Source organism: Micromonospora sp. NPDC000668, from assembly GCF_042897975.1.
Taxonomy (GTDB): domain Bacteria; phylum Actinomycetota; class Actinomycetes; order Mycobacteriales; family Micromonosporaceae; genus Micromonospora.
Window position 1 is genome coordinate 169,084 of sequence record NZ_JBIAYP010000007.1, and the last position, 16,122, is coordinate 185,205.

Below are 16,122 nucleotides of genomic sequence, written 5' to 3' on the forward strand. Positions count from 1 at the left end.
TCAGGCCTCCTTGGCGCGCGGGTTGCGGGGCTGAGTCTGCTGGCTGCGGGCCGGAAGTGCCCGGCCCAGACCGCTGACCCGCGGGGACAGGAACGCCCGGGTCCGGGCGAACATCGTCATGATCGGGTGCCGGAAGAGGAAGACCACGACCAGGTCCAGCACGGTGGCCAGGCCGAGGGCGAACGCGAAGCCCTTGACCGTGCCGACCGAGACCACGTAGAGCACCACCGCGGAGAGCAGGGTGATCGCGTTGGCCGAGATGATCGTCTTACGGGCCCGGATCCAGGCCCGGGGCACCGCGCTGCGCGGACTGCGCCCCTCCCGGATCTCGTCCTTCAGTCGCTCGAAGTAGATGACGAACGAGTCCGCCGCCACACCGAGCGAGACGATCATGCCGGCGATGCCGGCGAGGGTGAGCGTGAAGCCGATCTGCCGGCCGAGCACCACCAGCGCACCGAAGACGAGCAGCGCCGAGAGGATCAGGCTCAGGAAGATGACCGAGCCGAGCAGCCGGTAGTAGAAGAACGCGTAGATGATGACCAGCAGCATGCCGATGCCGGCCGCGAGCAGACCCGCCCGCAGGTGGCTGGCACCCAGGGTGGCGGTGACGTTCTGCCGCTCCTGCTGCTCGAAGGTCACCGGCAGCGCGCCGTAGCGCAGCTGGCCGGCGAGCGCGCTGGCGTCCTTCTGGGTGAAGTTGCCGGTGATCTGGGAGTTGCCGGTCAGTACGCCCTGGATCTCCGGGGAGGAGACGATCTCGTTGTCCAGCACGACGGCCACCCGGCACTTGCCGTCCTGACCCAGCGCGGTCGCGTCGCAGGCCTGGCCCTCGTTGTTGAACGCCTCACGGGTGAGAGCGGTCCACTTGCCCTGGCCGTTGCCGGTGAAGTCCAGGCTGACCACCCAGGCGTTGGTCTGGTCGAGCACCGCGTCGGCGTCGTCCACGTCGGTGCCGAGCACCTTGGCCTGGTCGAGCAGGTACTTCGAAGCGCCGTCCTCGCAGGAGACGGCCTGCTGCTTCGGGTCGGAGATCGACGCTGGCGGGCGCTTGTCGAGCTGCGCGCAGCCGATCGTCGGCACGTTGAACTGCATCTGCGCCGGCAGCACGGCCACCTCTTGCGGCGACAGCGTGCCGAACGGCTTGAGCTTGTCGGCCAACGACGGGTCGGCGGTCAGGTCGGCCGGGGCCTGCAAGCCGTTGGCGGCCTGCCACGACGCGGCGCCGACCTTCTGCTCGACGGCCTTGCGCTGCTCCTCGATGCTGGCCGGCACCGGCTCCTCGCTGGCGCTCGGCGACGGCGCGGCGGCACTCGGCGAGGCCGAGGCGGAGGGGGACGGCGTGGCGCTGGGCGCCGGGGCCATCCCACCCTGCCCACCGCTGGGTGACGTGGTCACCTTCGGCGCGGCGCTGCCGGACGGGGTCGGCAACGCGCTGCCGGACGGGGCGGGGCTGACGCTGCCCGACGGGGCGGGCGTGGCGGCCGGCGGCGGCACGGCGGCCGTCCCGCTGCCGTCGGCGGCCTTGAGCACCTTGCGGAAGCGCAGCTCGGCGGCGCTGCCCACGTCGGTGAGGTCCCGGTTCTCACCGGGCAGGGAGATGACGATGTTCCGGTTGCCCTCGGTGACCACCTCGGCCTCGGCCACGCCGAACGCGTTGACCCGGCTCTCGATGATCTGGCGGGCCTCCTCGAGGTTTTCTGCCGTCGGGGGCTTGCCATCGACGCTGTTGGTCGCCTCCAGCGTCATCCGGGTGCCGCCGATCAGGTCCAGGCCGAGCCGAGGCTCGAGCCGGTCCTTGAAGCTGCCGCTGGCGCCGCCCGCGAAGAACACCAAAAGGTAGAGGACGACGAAGATGAACCCGAGCACGGCGAGCTGCCTGCCGGGCCGCATCTGTCCCTGAGGTGGTGCCACGGTTGTCCTGTCTCCCTGTACGGTCGCGCCGCTGCGCGCGGCGGCGGCGGGTGTCGGGCCGGGGGTCCCGGTCGACGGTCTGACCTGGGCCGGCGAGGTGCCGACACGATGGCCGGACGCGCCGACGCGAGACGCCGACGGTCACGGGGACGTGCCGATGCCCGGCGTCGACCCAACTATCCAGTTTTCACGTCGCGTCCGCTGCCCCATCGGGCGCGGTGGCCCCGGGGGACTGGTCGACCGGCCGTACGCCGGACCCGCCCCCGGGAGGAAGGATCACTCCTTGGCGGAGTCCGCGTCCTCGGTGACCGGCTCGCTCGGCAGCTCCGCGCGGGTGATCACCCGGGCGATGGCCGGCCGGGCGTACCGGGTCTGCACGCCCGGAGCAACCTCGAGCAGGACGCTGTCGTCCTCGATGCCGGTGACGGTGCCGTAGAGCCCGCCGATGGTCACGACCTCGTCGCCAGGCCCGAGGTTGGACTGCATCGCCTCCGCCTCGCGGCGGCGCTTCTGCTGGGGTCGGATCATCATGAAGTACATGACACCGAAGAGCAGGGCGATCATCAGGATCGGCGTAAAGCTGCCGGCCCCGCCGCCCGCTGCTGCGTAATACACGGTTACTGAACCTTCCCATTAGCCACCTGCCCGGCACGTGGGGTGCCGGAGCGGAGGCGGATTCTCACGTCCTGTACAGACCGCGGCGAAGTCTAATCCCTGCACCTGAGAACACCGAATGCGGCACAGATCACGTTCACATCACGCCTGATCGGCATCCGACGAGAACAGATCGGGTGCCGATGGGACATCCACCCCAAATGTACCATTCGGCGGTGTACGCCCCAGATGCCGCCAGGCGGCCTCGGTGGCCACCCGACCCCGCGGGGTACGGGCCAGCAGACCGGCGCGGACCAGGAAGGGCTCACAGACCTCCTCGACCGTGTCCGGCTGCTCCCCCACCGCCACGGCGAGGGTGGACAACCCCACCGGACCACCCCGGAACGAGTCGACCAGCGCGGTCACCACCGCCCGGTCGAGCCGGTCCAGGCCCAGCGCGTCCACGTCGTACACGGTCAGGGCGGCACGGGCGGTGGCCAGGTTGACCACCCCTTCGGCCCGCACCTCGGCGTAGTCCCGGACCCGGCGCAGCAAACGGTTGGCGATCCGCGGTGTCCCCCGGGACCGGCCGGCGATCTCGGCCGCACCGTCGGCGGTGATCGGCACTCCGAGAATCCGCGCCGAGCGGTGCAGCAGCGTCTCCAGGTCAGCCGGGGCGTAGAAATCCAGGTGTGCCACGAAGCCGAAACGATCCCGCATCGGCCCGGTCAACAGACCCGACCGGGTGGTCGCGCCGACCAGGGTGAACGGCTCGACGTCCAGCGGGATGGCGGTGGCGCCCGGCCCCTTGCCGACCACCACGTCGACCCGGAAATCCTCCATGGCGCTGTAGAGCAGCTCCTCGGCCGGCCGGGCGATCCGGTGGATCTCGTCGATGAACAGCACGTCGCCCTCGGCGAGGCTGGTCAGGATGGCCGCCAGGTCACCGGAGCGCTCGATTGCCGGGCCGCTGGTCACCCGGATGCCCGCGCCCAGCTCGGCGGCGACGATGTTGGCCAGGCTGGTCTTACCCAGGCCGGGCGGGCCGGAGAGCAGGATGTGGTCCGGCGGCGAGCCCCGCCGCATGGCGCCCTGCAACAACAGGTCGAGCTGGTCGCGGACCCGGTCCTGAGCGATGAACTCGGCCAGCCTCCGGGGCCGGACGGTGGCCTCGGCGTCCCGGTCCGCGTCGCTGACGTACGCCGAGACAAGCCCTTCGGTCTCACTCACCGGGTGCGACCCAGCAGGCGGATGGCCTGCCTGAGCAGGACCGGCACGGGCGGGGTCTCGCCGTCGACGGTCTCCGCCACCGCGGCCACCGCCTGGTCGGCCTGCCCGGCCGTCCAGCCCAGCCCGACCAGCGCCTGGCGGACCTGCTCGGGCCAACTGCCCCCGGTCACGCCGCCCACGCCGTCGGCGCCGATCGCCACCGGGCCGATCCGGTCGCGCAGCTCCAGCACCAGGCGCTCGGCGCCCTTCTTGCCGATCCCGGGCACCCGGGTCAGCGCGGCGGTGTCGGCGTTGGCGATCGCCTTGCGGACCGCGTCCGGGGTGTGCACGGCCAGCACCGCCTGGGCCAGCCGCGGGCCGACCCCGCTGGCGGTCTGGAGCAGCTCGAACAGCGCCTTGGCGTCGTCGTCGGCGAAGCCGTAGAGGGTCAGCGAATCCTCCCGGACCACCAGGCTGGTGGCCAGCCGGGCGGTCTGGCCGACCCGCAGGTCGGCCAGTGTCCCCGGGGCGCAGTGCACGGCCAGGCCGACCCCGCCGACCTCGATCACGGCCTGGTCCGGACCTGTCGCGGTCACCGTGCCGCGCACGCTGGCGATCATCGTGCCCCTCCTCGTCGTGCCCGGTCGGCCGCCGCGGCCAGTTTGGAACGGGTGCCGCCCCGCCACACGTGGCAGATGGCCAGGGCGAGCGCGTCGGCGGCGTCGGCCGGCTTGGGCGGCTCGGCCAGCCGCAGCAGCCGGGTCACCATCGCGGTCATCTGCGCCTTGTCGGCCTGACCGGAACCGGTCACCGCCGCCTTCACCTCGCTGGGGGTGTACGTCTGCACCGGCAACCCGGCGCGCGCCCCGGCCAGCACGGCGATGCCGCTGGCCTGCGCGGTGCCCATCACCGTGCGCACGTTGTGCTGGCTGAACACCCGCTCGACGGCGACGCTCTCCGGCTGGTGCTCGGCGACCAACTCGCTCAGCGACCGGTCCAGGTGCAGCAGCCGCAGCGACAGGTCGTCAGCCGGGTCGGTGTAGATCACGTAGTAGGCGACCAGGGTGCAGGGCCGACCGGGCACGCCCTCAACCACGCCCACCCCGCACCGGGTCAGCCCCGGGTCGACACCGAGCACCCGCACGCCGCCCCTCCCCAACCATCACCAGTACGTGTGTTCGACACCCTACTGCCCGCCCTCCCACCGGCCTCAACAGACACGCCCGCACCAGTCGATCATGGATTTGTGGTGGGTGACAGAGGCCGCAAATCTGGATCGATCGGGCACCACAACACCATGATCGACGGGAGCGGGGGTAGCCACACAGCTTTGGTGCGGAGTATGTGTCGCTGCCCCATGTGCCCAGGGCCACACAGCTCGTAACTTCTTGCGCCATGACGGCAGAACCCGTGGCGGTCCCCCACGTCGTACAGGTCGACCTCGCCGGTCGTACCGCCCTGGTCACCGGGGGCGGCAGCGGCATCGGGCGGGCCTGCGCCCTGCGACTGGGCGCGGCCGGCGCCAAGGTGCTCGTGGTGGATCGCAACCTGGAGGCGGCCGAGGCGGTGGCCGCAGAGGCCGGCGGCCACGCCGAGGGGATGGACCTGGCCGACACCGCGGCGGTGGACCGGCTCGACGTGGACGTGGACATCGTCGTCAACAACGCCGGGCTCCAGCATGTGGCGCCGCTGCAGGACTTTCCCGTCGAGCGTTTCGAGTACATCCAGCGGGTGATGGTCGAGGCGCCGTTCCTGATCATCCGCCGCGCCCTGCCGCACATGTACGCCCGGGGCTGGGGCCGGATCATCAACATCTCCTCGGTGCACGGGCTGCGCGCCTCGCCGTTCAAGGCGGCCTACGTCTCCGCCAAGCACGCCCTGGAAGGGCTGTCGAAGGTGGTCGCGCTGGAAGGCGCCGCGCACGGGGTGACCGCCAACTGCATCAACCCGGCGTACGTGCGCACCGCGCTGGTGGAGAGCCAGATCGCCGACCAGGCGGCCAGCCACGGCCTGGCGGAGACTGAGGTGATCGAGAAGATCATGCTGGCCCGGGCCGCCATCAAGCGGCTGATCGAACCGGAGGAGGTGGCCGAGCTGATGGCGTACCTCTGCTCCGCGCCGGCGGCCTTCATCACGGGCGCGTCGATCGCGCTCGACGGGGGCTGGACGGCCAACTAGTGGGCCCGAGCACAATGTCGACCATGTCGTCGCCGGTGGAGTTCCTGGAACTGCTCGCCCGCGAGGCCGCGCCGGTCGAGTTCGAGGGACCGCTGGTGGCCGCGCGGGCCGCCGGGCTGCCCGCCGACCGACTGGCCGAGCTGGAACAGGCCAGGACGGTGGCGTTGCGGGTCCGCGCGCTGCTGGAGCGCCGGCGCCGCCGGGAGACCGAGCTGTCCGGCCTGTACGACACGGTCAGCGACCTCGCCGGGCTGCGCGACCTGGACGACGTGCTGCGGGCGATCGTGCACCGGGCCCGCAACCTGCTCGGCGCCGACGTGGCCTACATGACGCTCGACGACGAGGAGCGCGGCGACACCTACATGCGGGTCACCGACGGGTCGGTCTCGGCCCGCTTCCAGCGGCTGCGGCTGCCGATGGGCGCTGGCCTCGGCGGCCTGGTGGCCCAGTCCGGAGCTCCGTACGTCACCGCCAACTACGGCGAGGACGAGCGCTTCCACCACACCGGGGAGATCGACGCCGGGGTCGGCGAGGAGGGTCTGGTGGCGATCCTCGGGGTGCCGCTGCGGCTCGGCTCCACCTCGATCGGGGTCCTCTACTCGGCCAACCGCTCGGCCCGCCCGTTCGCCCGCGAGGAGGTGGCGCTGCTGGTCTCCCTGGCCGCGCACGCCGCCGTGGCGATCGACACCGCCCGACTGCTGGCCGAGACCCGCTCGGCGCTGGCCGAGCTGTCGGCGGCGAACACCACCATCCGCGCGCACAGCAGCTCGGTGGAGCGGGCGGCGGCCGCACACGACCGGATGACGGGGCTGGTGCTGCGGGGTGGCGGGGTGGAGGACGTGGCAGCCGCGGTGACCGAGGTGCTGGACGGGGCGCTGCTGGCGCTGGACGCCGAGGGCCGGCTGTTGGCCCGGGTCGGCGAGATCGACGAGCCGGACCGGGCGGACATCGTCGAGGCGGTGGCCGCGTCTCGGACCGAGGGGCGCAGCGTGCGCCGAGGCCCGCTCTGGTACGCGGCGGTGGTGGCTGGCACGGAGAACCTGGGCGCCCTGGTACTGCGACCGGACGACGAGCTGGTCGACGCCGACCAGCGAATCCTGGAACGGGCCGCGCTGGTCACCGCACTGCTGCTGCTGTTCCGACGCACCGTGGCCGAGGCCGAGGGGCGGGTACGCGGCGAGCTGCTGGACGACCTGATCGCCCGGCCGCTGCGCGACACCGACGCCCTGCACGACCGCGCCCGCCGGCTCGGGGTGGACCTGGACGCGCCGCACGTGCTGGTGGCGGTGGGCGACGACGCGATCGCCGCCACCGGCTCTGCCCGGCAGCGGGTGTTCTCCTGGGCCACCACGTACGCCTCGGCCCGGGGCGGCCTGGCCGCGGCCCGCGACGGCCGGGTGGTGCTGATGCTGCCCGGGCGGGACGCGGGTGCCAGCGCCCGTGCGGTGGCCCGGGACCTGTCCCGGGTGACCGGCCGGCCGGTGACCGCCGGGGCGAGCGGCCCGTCGACCGGGCCGGCGTCGCTGGCCGGCACGTTCCACGAGGCGGACCGCTGCCTCACCGCACTCGGCGCGCTGGGCCGCTCCGGCCAGGGAGCGAGCACCGCGGAGCTGGGCTTCGTCGGGCTGCTGCTGGGCACGGTCGGTGACCGGGGCGAGAAGGACGTGGCGCAGTTCCTCACCGCCACCGTCGGGCCGGTGGTCGACTACGACGCCCGGCGGGGCACGGCGCTGGTGCGGACGCTGGAGGCGTACTTCGGGGTGGGCGGCAGCCTGGCCCGGGCCGCCGAGCAGTTGCACGTGCACGTCAACACGGTGACCCAGCGGTTGGAACGGGTGGGGCAGTTGCTCGGCGCCGACTGGCAGAAGCCCGAGCGGGCGTTGGAGGTGCAGCTTGCGCTGCGCCTGCACCGGCTCCGCGCCCCCGCCAGCTGACCCCCGGCCGGCAGGCCGGACCGGTCAGCCAGCGGGCCGGGTCAGCGGGCCTGGATGCCCTCCAACACGGTGTCGACGACCTGCTCTGGCAGGGTCCGCTCGTCCAGCTCCGGGTTCCACTGCAGCACGCGCTGGATCAGCATCGGCCCGGTGAGCAGCGCCATGGTCACCTCCAGGTCGAGGTCGGGCCGGAGCACCCCCTCGCTGACGCCCCGTCGCAGCACCTCGCGCATCAGCTGCCGGCGCGGGGCGATGATGTTCTGGTAGAGCTGGAACTGGTCCGGGCTGCGGTTCACCGCGGGCACCAGGCAGGGCATGATCTTCGCCGCGCGCGGGTCGACGTTCTTCCCGATCGCGCCGACCAGCAGGATCAGGTCGTCCCGGACGGTGTGCCCCTCGGGCTGCGGCAGGACGCCCTTGAGCCGGCGCAGCGCGTCCAGCAACAGGGCGTCCTTGCCGGCCCAGCGGCGGTAGATGGTGGCCTTACCGACCCCGGCGCGGGCAGCGATCGCCTCGATCGAGAGCGCTTCGATGGTGCTGCCCTCGGCGAGCAGGTCGAGGGTGGCCTCGATGATCGCCTCATCGGCGCGGAGGCTCCGCGGTCGCCCGGGCGACCGCGGAGCATCAGCTGTGGACGTCATGTCGGACATTGTCCCCGAACCTAGGCCGTCCCGGCCAACTCGGGCTCGGCGGCCGGCGCCGCCGGTACGGCAGCCGCGGCCTCCCGGCCCGGCATCCAGCGCAGCACCACGAGGATCCCGAGCGCGGCGACCACCGCGGACAGCGCTGCCGCCCAGTGCATGGCGGTGACGAAGGCGTCGTTGGCCGCCGAGATCAGCGTCGGCGCCGCCGGGCCGAGTTGCCCGGCCGCCGCGTACGCCCCGGAGATCGACTCGTTGGCCGCCTCGCGGGCCTGCGCGGGCAGGCCGGTGAGCGCACCGTCCACGTCGGCCCGGTAGACCGCGGAGAGCACCGAACCGAGGACCGCCACGCCGAGCGCGCCGGCCACCTGGCGGACGGTGTTGCTCACCGCGGAGCCCACGCCGGCCTTCTCGCGAGGCAGAGCCGACATGATCGACTCGGTAGCCGGCGGCATGATGTTGGCCATTCCGACGCCCTGGAAGAAGAACACGACCAGCACGATCCAGATCGGGGTGGTCGCGTCGACGAAGGCGAACGCGGCCAGTGCCACCGTGGTCAGCGCCAGGCCGACGGTGGCGACCGCCCGGCCGCCGTAGCGGCGGACCATCGCGGCGCTGCGCGGCGCGAAGATCAGCTGGGCGCCGGCGAACGGCAGGAAGAGCAGGCCGGTCTGCAGCGGGCTGTAGTCGCGCACCAGCTGCAGGTAGAACGAGCTGAAGAACATCACGCCCATCGCGGCGAAGAACACCAGACCGACGATGGCCACCGGTGCGGCGAACCGGGGCAGCGTGAACAGCCGGACGTCCAGCGACGGGTGGTCGCTGCGCCGCTCGTGCTGCACGAACCAGGCCAGCACCGCCAGGCCGACCAGGATCGAGCCCCAGGCCACCGGCCGGCCGAAGCCGTGCTCGCCGCCGTCGATGATGCCGTAGGAGAGGGCGACCAGGCCGATCACGGAGAGCAGGACGCCGGGCACGTCGACGCGGCCCGGGCGCGGGTCGCGCGACTCGGGGACCAGCAGCGCGACCAGGATCACGCCGGCGGCCACCACCGGCACGTTGATCAGGAAGACCGAGCCCCACCAGAAGTGCTCCAGCAGGGCGCCGCCGAGGATCGGGCCGATCGCCACGGCCAGCCCGACCGCACCGGCCCAGACGCCGATCGCCCGGCCGCGCTCACGTGGGTCGAAGACGTTGGAGATGATCGACAGCGTCACCGGCATGATGGCCGCGCCGCCGACCCCCATCAGGGCGCGGGCCGCGATCAGCTGGGCCGGGCTCTGGGCGTACGCGGAGAGCAACGACGCCAGCCCGAACAGCGCCAGGCCGATCATCAGGAAGCGCTTGCGGCCGGCGCGGTCGCCGAGCACCCCGAAGGTGAACAGCAGCCCGGCGAAGACCAGAGTGTAGGAGTTGATGGACCACTCCAGCTCGCCCTGGCTGGCGCCGAGGCCGTGCACCGGGTCGGCCAGGGTGCGCAGGGCGACGTTGAGGATCGTGTTGTCGAGGACGACCACGAGGAGGCTGATCACCAGCACCCCCAGGATCGCCCACCTCCTCGGGTGTCCGGTGTTGTCGTGCAGCTCCATGCCCGGTTCTCCCCCCGGTTTCACCCGCCGCGCAATACGATACGGGCCAGACTCGTAACTGCGGACAGCGTAAGGCCGGCATTAACGATACGGAACGGATCCGTATCGTATGTGGTGGGCGTCACGCTCGGCCCACGCCCGCTCGATGCGGTCGGGAGGTCGCCGGGCAGGCTGCGGCCCGGCTCCGGCGGTACACGTCCAGCCCGACCCGGACGCCCTCGCACGGCATCCGCCAGCATCGGATCGGTCAGCACCAGACGCACCCCCGGGTAGGTGTTCCCTACTACCCGGGGGTGCGCTGAGACAGCGCGCGGTGGACGCGCCGTCGCGGGATTTACCGGCGGCGCGCCGCCAGTCGGCGGGCCAGCGCGGCGGCGCTGCCCCAGATGCCGCGCCGGAACAGCACCACGACGAGGACGAAGATGCCGCCGGTGACCAGGCCGATCGCCTCGAACCCGGAGAACGACAACCAGTCCTCCAGCCGGACCACGATCCCGGCGCCGAGCACCCCGCCCCAGAGCGTGCCGATCCCGCCGAGCACGACCACGATGACCGCCTTGCCGGAGGTGGTCCAGTGCAGCACGTCCAGTGAGACGAAGCGGTGGCCGACCGCGAACAGCCCGCCGCCGAGCCCGGCGATGAACCCGGAGAGCACGAACGCGGTGAGCTTGTAGCGGTGCACCGGATAGCCCAGTGCCCGCGCCCGGGCCGGATTGTCCCGGATGCCGACCAGCACCCGACCGAACGGCGAGTGCACGATCCGCCAGGCGGCGGCCAGCCCGAGCAGCACGATCGGCAGGATGGCGTAGTAGAAGTAGTAGTCGTCGGTGAGGTCCCAGCCGAACAACTCCCGGGGCACCCCCTGCAGGCCGTTCTCGCCCTGGGTCACCGAGCGCCACTCGTTGGCGACGTAGTAGACCATCTGCGCGAAGGCCAGGGTCACCATGGCGAAGTAGATGCCGGTCCGCTTGACCGCCAGGTAACCGATCGGCACCGCCAGCACGGCCGCGGCGAGCGCCCCGGCCAGCACCGCCAGCGGGAACGGCAGGCCGGCGTGGATGGCCACCAACCCGGTGACGTACGCCGAGGTGCCCCAGAACGCGGCGTGCCCGAAGGACATCAGCCCGGTGAAGCCGAGCAGCAGGTCCACGGCGACCGCGAACAGCGCCCAGCAGAGGATGTCCACCGCCACCGCCGGGTAGAGGCCGTTGGGCAGCCAGGCGGCGGCGGCCAGCCCGACGGCGAGCAGCGCGTACCGCACCCAGCCAGGGGCGCGGGCCACGGCGACCAGTCCGGACGGTGGCGCCGCTCGGGGCGCGTCCGCCGGGGTGTCCACAGTGCTGGTCATGCCGGCGCCTCCTCACGACCGAACAGGCCGGCCGGCCGCCAGAGCAGCACGACGGCCATCACGATGAAGACGATCGTCTGCGACACGATCGGAAAGTTGGACAGGTACGCCTCGCCCCACGCCTGGACCAGGCCGATGCCGAAACCGGCGGCGACCGAGCCGAAGATCGAGCCCAGCCCACCGATCACCACCACCGCGAAGACCACGATGATCAGATCGGCGCCCATCAGCGGGTTGACCGCGCGCATCGGCGCGGCCAGCACGCCGGCCAGCCCGGCCAACCCGATGCCGAAGCCGAAGACCGGCGTCACCCAGCGTCCGACGTCGATACCGAACGCCCGGGTCAGGTCGGGCCGCTCGGTGGCCGCGCGGACCACCATGCCGATCCGGGTCCGGGTGAGCACCCACCACACCGCGACGCAGAGCAGCACCGCGAAGCCGAGGATGAACACCCGGTAGGTCGGGAAGTCGAAGAGCCCGAAGTTCACCGTCCCGCTCAACAGCGACGGGGTGGCGTACGGGCTGGACTGCACGCCGTAGCGCAGCTTCACCAGATCCTGCAGGATCAGCGTCAGGCCGAAGGTGAGCAGGAAGTTGTAGAGCGGGTCGAGTCTGGTCAGTCGGTGGATCACCGCCCGCTCCAGCGCCATGCCGAGCAGGCCCAACCCCACCGGCATGATCACCAGGGCCGCCCAGAACGGCACGCCCGCCTCGGTGAGCAGCACGTACGCGCCGAACGCGCCGAGCATGTAGAACGCGCCGTGGGCGAAGTTGACCACCCGCAGCATGCCGAAGATGACCGCGAGCCCGAGGGCGAGCAGGGCGTAGAACGCCCCGCTCACCAACCCGTTGAACGTGTTCTGTGCGAATCCGGACACAGCGTCACACGCTCACAGCTTGCAGTCCGCTGACGGCGCGCGGAACGCCTCCGCGGCGGGGATCGTCTTGAGCACCTTGACGTAGTCCCACGGCTCGGTGACCTCGGACTGCGGCTTCACCTGGGCCAGGTACGCGTCGTGCACCACCCGGTGGTCCTCGGCGCGGATCTTGCCGTTGCGCAGGAAGACGTCCTCGATCGTCTTGCCTTCCAGGCCCTTGACGACGGCGTCCGCGTCGTCGGTGCCGGCGGCCTGCACCGCCTCCAGGTACTGCAACGCCGCCGAGTAGTTGGCTGCGTGCGCGAAGGTCGGTCGGGTGCCGGCCTTCTGCTGGAACCGGTCGGCGAACTCCCGGTTCTTCGCGTCGAAGTTCCAGTACCAGGCGTCGGTGTACGTGGTGCCGGCCAGCGCCGCCGGGGTGAGCGAGTGGATGTCGGTGAGGAACATCAGCCCCACCGCGAGGCCGACGCCCTTGTCCCGCAGCTTGAACTCGTTGTACTGCTTCACCACGTTGACCAGCTCCGCACCGGCCTGCATGGTGCCCAGCACGTCCGGCTTCGGGTTCAGGTTCGGCGCCTTGAGCAGGAACGTGGAGAAGTCGCCGCTGGTGTTCGGGAACGGCGCGCCGTCCTTGCCGACGACCTTGCCGCCGGCCGCCGTGATGGCGGTGGAGAAGCTCTTCTCCATGTCCTGACCGAAGGCGTAGTTCGGGTACAGGATGTACCAGTTCTTGCCGATCTGCTCGGTGGTGGTCTTCCCCGTGCCGTTGGCCAGCATGTACGTGTCGTAGGCGTAGTGGAAGGTGTACTTGTTGCAGCTCTTGCCGGTCAGGTCGGTCGTCGCGGCGCCGATGTTGAAGTAGAGCTTCTTCTTCTCCTTGGCCACGTCGGCGACCTTCAACGCGGCCGACGAGGTGGGCACGTCCAGGATCAGGTCGACGCCCTTGCGGTCGTACATCTCCTGGGCCTTGGAGTTGGCCACGTCCGGCTTGTTCTGGTGGTCGGCGGTCTCCACGGTGATGTCCTTGGTCACCGCCTTGTCGCCGTACTTGGCGGTGAAGTCGGCGATGGCCATCTCCACCGCCGTCACCGAGTTCTTCCCGGACAACTCCGAGTACGCCCCCGACTGGTCGTTGAGCACGCCCAGCACGATCTTGTCGCCGGTCAGCTTCTGGTCGCCGCCCGCCTGGGGTCCACCGCCGCCACAACCGGCGACCAGCACCACCGCGGCCGACGCCGCGGCCACACCCACCGTCCTGCGCATGCCCACTCCATCCATTCCGCGCTTCGTCGCGCGGATCGTTGTTGAGAGAAAAATCAGATCCCGAGGTACGCCAGCAGCTCGCGTTCCCGCGAGCGCACCTCGGAGTTGTCCATCGCCTCGGCGACGCGTCCCTCGGCCAGCAGGTAGTGCCGGTCGGCGACACCGGTGGCGAAGTGCAGGTTCTGTTCGACCAGCAGCACGGTCACCCCGTGCCGCTTGGCCTCCCGCAGCAGGTCACCGACCTGCTGCACGAGCAGTGGGGAGAGCCCTTCGGTGGGCTCGTCGCAGAGCAGCAGCCGGGCACCCATCCGCAGCACCCGGGCCAGCGCGAGCATCTGCTGCTCGCCGCCGGAGAGCATGGTGGCCGCGGAGTCGCGCCGGGTGTAGAGGGCGGGGAACGCCTCGTACACGCGCTCCAGCGACCACGGGTCGGGACCAACCCGGGGCGGCAGCGTCAGGTTCTCGGTGACGGTCAGCGTGGCGTACGCCCCGCGGTCGTCGGGTACCCAGCCCAGCCCGAGCCGGGCCCGCCGGTGCGCCGGCAGCTTCCCGACGTCGCGCCCGTCCAGTTCCACCGTGCCGCGCTGGCCGGAGTGCAGGCCCATCACGCAGCGCAGCAGGGTGGACTTGCCGGCGCCGTTGCGCCCGACCAGGGTGACCACCTCACCGGCGGCGACCTCCAGGCTGGCGTCCCGCAGCACCTGCGCCTCGCCGTACCAGGCGGAGAGGTTCTCAATGCGCAGCATCAGCGGCTCCCAAGTAGGCGGTGATCACGCGTTCGTCCGCGCGGACCTGCTCGTACGGGCCCTCGACCAGGACCTTGCCGGCCTGCAGCACGGTGACCGTGTCGGCGAGCCGGCCGACCACGCTCATGTTGTGCTCGACCATCACCACGGTCCGGCCCTGGCGGACCCGGCCGATCAGCTCGACGGTGCGGTCGACGTCTTCGAGGCCCATCCCGGCGGTCGGCTCGTCGAGCAGCAGCACCTTCGGGTCCAGCGCCAGGGCGATCGCCAGCTCCAGTGCGCGCTTGCGCCCATACGCCAACGACTCGGACGGGGCGTCCGCCAGGTCGGCCAGCCCCACCATGGCCAGCAGTTCGTCGGCACGCTCGGTGTAGCGGCCCATCAGCTTCGCCGAGCGCCAGAACCGCCAGCCCAGCCCGCTCGACGACTGGAGGGCCAGCGCCACGTGCTCCCGGGCGGAGAGCTGCGGGAAGAGGCTGGTGATCTGGAACGAGCGGGCCACGCCGAGCCGGGCGACCTGCTCCGGGGGCAGCCCGGTGACGTCCCGCCCGGCCAGCTCGATCCGCCCGCCGCTGGGTCGCAGGAAGCCGGTGAGCAGGTTGAACAGGGTGGTCTTGCCGGCGCCGTTGGGGCCGACCAGCGCGTGCACACTCTCCGGCGCGACGTCGAGGTCGACGTCGTCGACCGCCCGGAAGCCCCGGAAGTCTCTGGTCAGCCCTCGGGCCGACAGGAGCGCTTGCCCGGTCATCGCCTCATCCTCCGCATGGTCGCGGCGACGGTCGATTCGGTGACCGTGGTCACAGGGCCGTCGCGTGGAGGAAACGTACGGCCGCCCCCGCGAGTCGAGCCATGTCGATGGCATCCATATTCGGCCGGCAGGAGACGTGCGCAAACGCCACTCCCCGGCGTCGCCGCCTTGACCGAGCCACCTAGGTTGATGATCCGCACAGCCCAGCGAAAGGCCCCCAACCCATGCCCGTCGGCTTCACCATGGCGATCGTCTTCGCCGTCGCCCTGGCGATCAGCGCCGTCCTGGCGCTCGTCGCCCCCAGAAGCGCGGTGAAACGAACGGCCGCCCTCGCGGCGCTCGGCCTCCTCGCCGTCACCGTGCTGATCGGCGTCGCCTCCAGCGCCCACTCGGTGCCCATCCGCTCGGTCGGCATCGTCACCAGCTTCGGCAAGCCCACCGGCGAGGTGACCGGATCCGGCCTGAAGTGGGTGGCCCCCTGGCAGAAGGTCGGCGAGTGGGACGCGGGCCGGCAGAAGTACGACCACATCGGCGGCAACAACTGTGTCCGGGTCCGCACCGGCACGCTCGCCGACGCCTGCGTCGAGGTGCTCATCGAGTGGCAGGTCAAGCCGGAGAACGCGCCGAAGCAGTTCATGGACTACAAGGGAGACTTCACCAGCTTCCGGGGCCAGCGGGTGGGCGTGCAGCTCGACAGCGCGGTCAACGACGCGTTCGCCGCGTACAACCCGCTGGAGAAGATCGACGCACAGACCGGTGACCTCAACGTCGACCTGAAGCCGTTCGCGGCGAACATCAAGGCCAGCGCGGACACCCGGCTCGCCACCGACGTGGACATCCTCTCGGTGACCATCACCCGGGTGAACCACGACGAAAAGACCGAGAGCAACATCAAGGCGTTCCAGGACAAGCTGGCACAGACCCGCAACCTGGAGCAGGACCGCAAAAACGCCGAGATCTCCAAGCAGATCACCGAGACCAACGCGAAGGTCGACAAGGTGACCCGCTGCCTGGAGATCGCCGAGAAGAACGGCGCCAACCCGGGTCTCTGCATCAACCCGGGCATCGTCACCGGCAAGTGAC

At 71.3% G+C, this 16,122-nt stretch carries 15 protein-coding genes; 3 read left to right on the top strand and 12 right to left on the bottom strand.

Annotation, left to right across the window (positions count from 1 at the left end):
* From secD to ruvC, 5 genes are all read right to left on the bottom strand, one after another.
* Positions 1 to 1,911 carry a protein translocase subunit SecD gene (secD, locus tag ACFY29_RS30930; protein ID WP_386991775.1) on the bottom strand — a complete coding sequence of 637 codons (1,911 nt, stop codon included), beginning with the start codon at positions 1,909 to 1,911 and terminating at the stop codon, positions 1 to 3.
* A gap of 276 nt (positions 1,912 to 2,187) precedes the next feature.
* The gene (gene yajC / locus ACFY29_RS30935; protein WP_386991777.1) at positions 2,188 to 2,526 is read right to left on the bottom strand and encodes a preprotein translocase subunit YajC; all 339 of its coding nucleotides are present in this window, start codon (positions 2,524 to 2,526) and stop codon (positions 2,188 to 2,190) included.
* A gap of 141 nt (positions 2,527 to 2,667) precedes the next feature.
* Complete coding sequence (gene ruvB / locus ACFY29_RS30940) at positions 2,668 to 3,735, bottom strand: Holliday junction branch migration DNA helicase RuvB (protein WP_386991779.1); 1,068 nt, start codon at positions 3,733 to 3,735, stop codon at positions 2,668 to 2,670.
* Positions 3,732 to 4,334 carry a Holliday junction branch migration protein RuvA gene (gene ruvA, locus ACFY29_RS30945; protein WP_355605718.1) on the bottom strand — a complete coding sequence of 201 codons (603 nt, stop codon included), beginning with the start codon at positions 4,332 to 4,334 and terminating at the stop codon, positions 3,732 to 3,734. The genes ruvB and ruvA overlap by 4 nt, the downstream gene beginning before the upstream one ends.
* Positions 4,331 to 4,858, bottom strand: coding sequence for a crossover junction endodeoxyribonuclease RuvC (gene ruvC, locus ACFY29_RS30950; RefSeq protein WP_355605715.1), 528 nt, complete (start codon positions 4,856 to 4,858; stop codon positions 4,331 to 4,333). The genes ruvA and ruvC overlap by 4 nt, the downstream gene beginning before the upstream one ends.
* Before the next feature lie 251 nt (positions 4,859 to 5,109).
* On the opposite strand from ruvC, the gene ACFY29_RS30955 reads away from it, so the two are divergent.
* Both ACFY29_RS30955 and ACFY29_RS30960 read left to right on the top strand, forming a co-directional pair.
* On the top strand, positions 5,110 to 5,892 hold the full coding sequence (locus ACFY29_RS30955) for a 3-hydroxybutyrate dehydrogenase (RefSeq protein WP_386991782.1): 783 nt from the start codon (positions 5,110 to 5,112) through the stop codon (positions 5,890 to 5,892).
* 14 nt (positions 5,893 to 5,906) lie between these two features.
* Positions 5,907 to 7,826 carry a helix-turn-helix domain-containing protein gene (locus ACFY29_RS30960; protein WP_328413959.1) on the top strand — a complete coding sequence of 640 codons (1,920 nt, stop codon included), beginning with the start codon at positions 5,907 to 5,909 and terminating at the stop codon, positions 7,824 to 7,826.
* A 41-nt stretch (positions 7,827 to 7,867) separates the two neighbouring features.
* Here the strand turns inward: ACFY29_RS30960 and ACFY29_RS30965 are convergent, their stop codons facing one another.
* The 7 genes from ACFY29_RS30965 to ACFY29_RS30995 form a co-directional block, all read right to left on the bottom strand.
* Entirely contained in the window at positions 7,868 to 8,476 is a 609-nt protein-coding gene (locus ACFY29_RS30965) for a TetR/AcrR family transcriptional regulator (protein WP_328413958.1), read from the bottom strand.
* An 11-nt stretch (positions 8,477 to 8,487) separates the two neighbouring features.
* Positions 8,488 to 10,056 (bottom strand): MFS transporter, encoded by a 1,569-nt coding sequence (locus ACFY29_RS30970; protein ID WP_355605707.1) that lies wholly within the window; start codon positions 10,054 to 10,056, stop codon positions 8,488 to 8,490.
* 334 nt (positions 10,057 to 10,390) lie between these two features.
* A complete protein-coding gene (locus ACFY29_RS30975) occupies positions 10,391 to 11,404 on the bottom strand; it encodes a branched-chain amino acid ABC transporter permease (RefSeq protein ID WP_328426025.1) in 1,014 nt (337 codons plus the stop codon).
* A complete protein-coding gene (locus ACFY29_RS30980) occupies positions 11,401 to 12,282 on the bottom strand; it encodes a branched-chain amino acid ABC transporter permease (RefSeq protein WP_109818387.1) in 882 nt (293 codons plus the stop codon). Before ACFY29_RS30980 ends, ACFY29_RS30975 begins: the two co-directional genes overlap by 4 nt.
* 12 nt (positions 12,283 to 12,294) lie before the next feature.
* Positions 12,295 to 13,545, bottom strand: coding sequence for an ABC transporter substrate-binding protein (locus ACFY29_RS30985; protein ID WP_328426020.1), 1,251 nt, complete (start codon positions 13,543 to 13,545; stop codon positions 12,295 to 12,297).
* Positions 13,546 to 13,598: 53 nt separating this feature from the next.
* The gene (locus ACFY29_RS30990; protein WP_328426018.1) at positions 13,599 to 14,291 is read right to left on the bottom strand and encodes an ABC transporter ATP-binding protein; all 693 of its coding nucleotides are present in this window, start codon (positions 14,289 to 14,291) and stop codon (positions 13,599 to 13,601) included.
* Positions 14,278 to 15,039 (bottom strand): ABC transporter ATP-binding protein, encoded by a 762-nt coding sequence (locus ACFY29_RS30995; RefSeq protein ID WP_328426016.1) that lies wholly within the window; start codon positions 15,037 to 15,039, stop codon positions 14,278 to 14,280. Before ACFY29_RS30995 ends, ACFY29_RS30990 begins: the two co-directional genes overlap by 14 nt.
* A gap of 224 nt (positions 15,040 to 15,263) precedes the next feature.
* Between ACFY29_RS30995 and ACFY29_RS31000 the strand changes: the two genes are divergently transcribed.
* On the top strand, positions 15,264 to 16,121 hold the full coding sequence (locus ACFY29_RS31000; protein WP_328426014.1) for an SPFH domain-containing protein: 858 nt from the start codon (positions 15,264 to 15,266) through the stop codon (positions 16,119 to 16,121).
* Position 16,122: the final 1 nt, after the last annotated feature.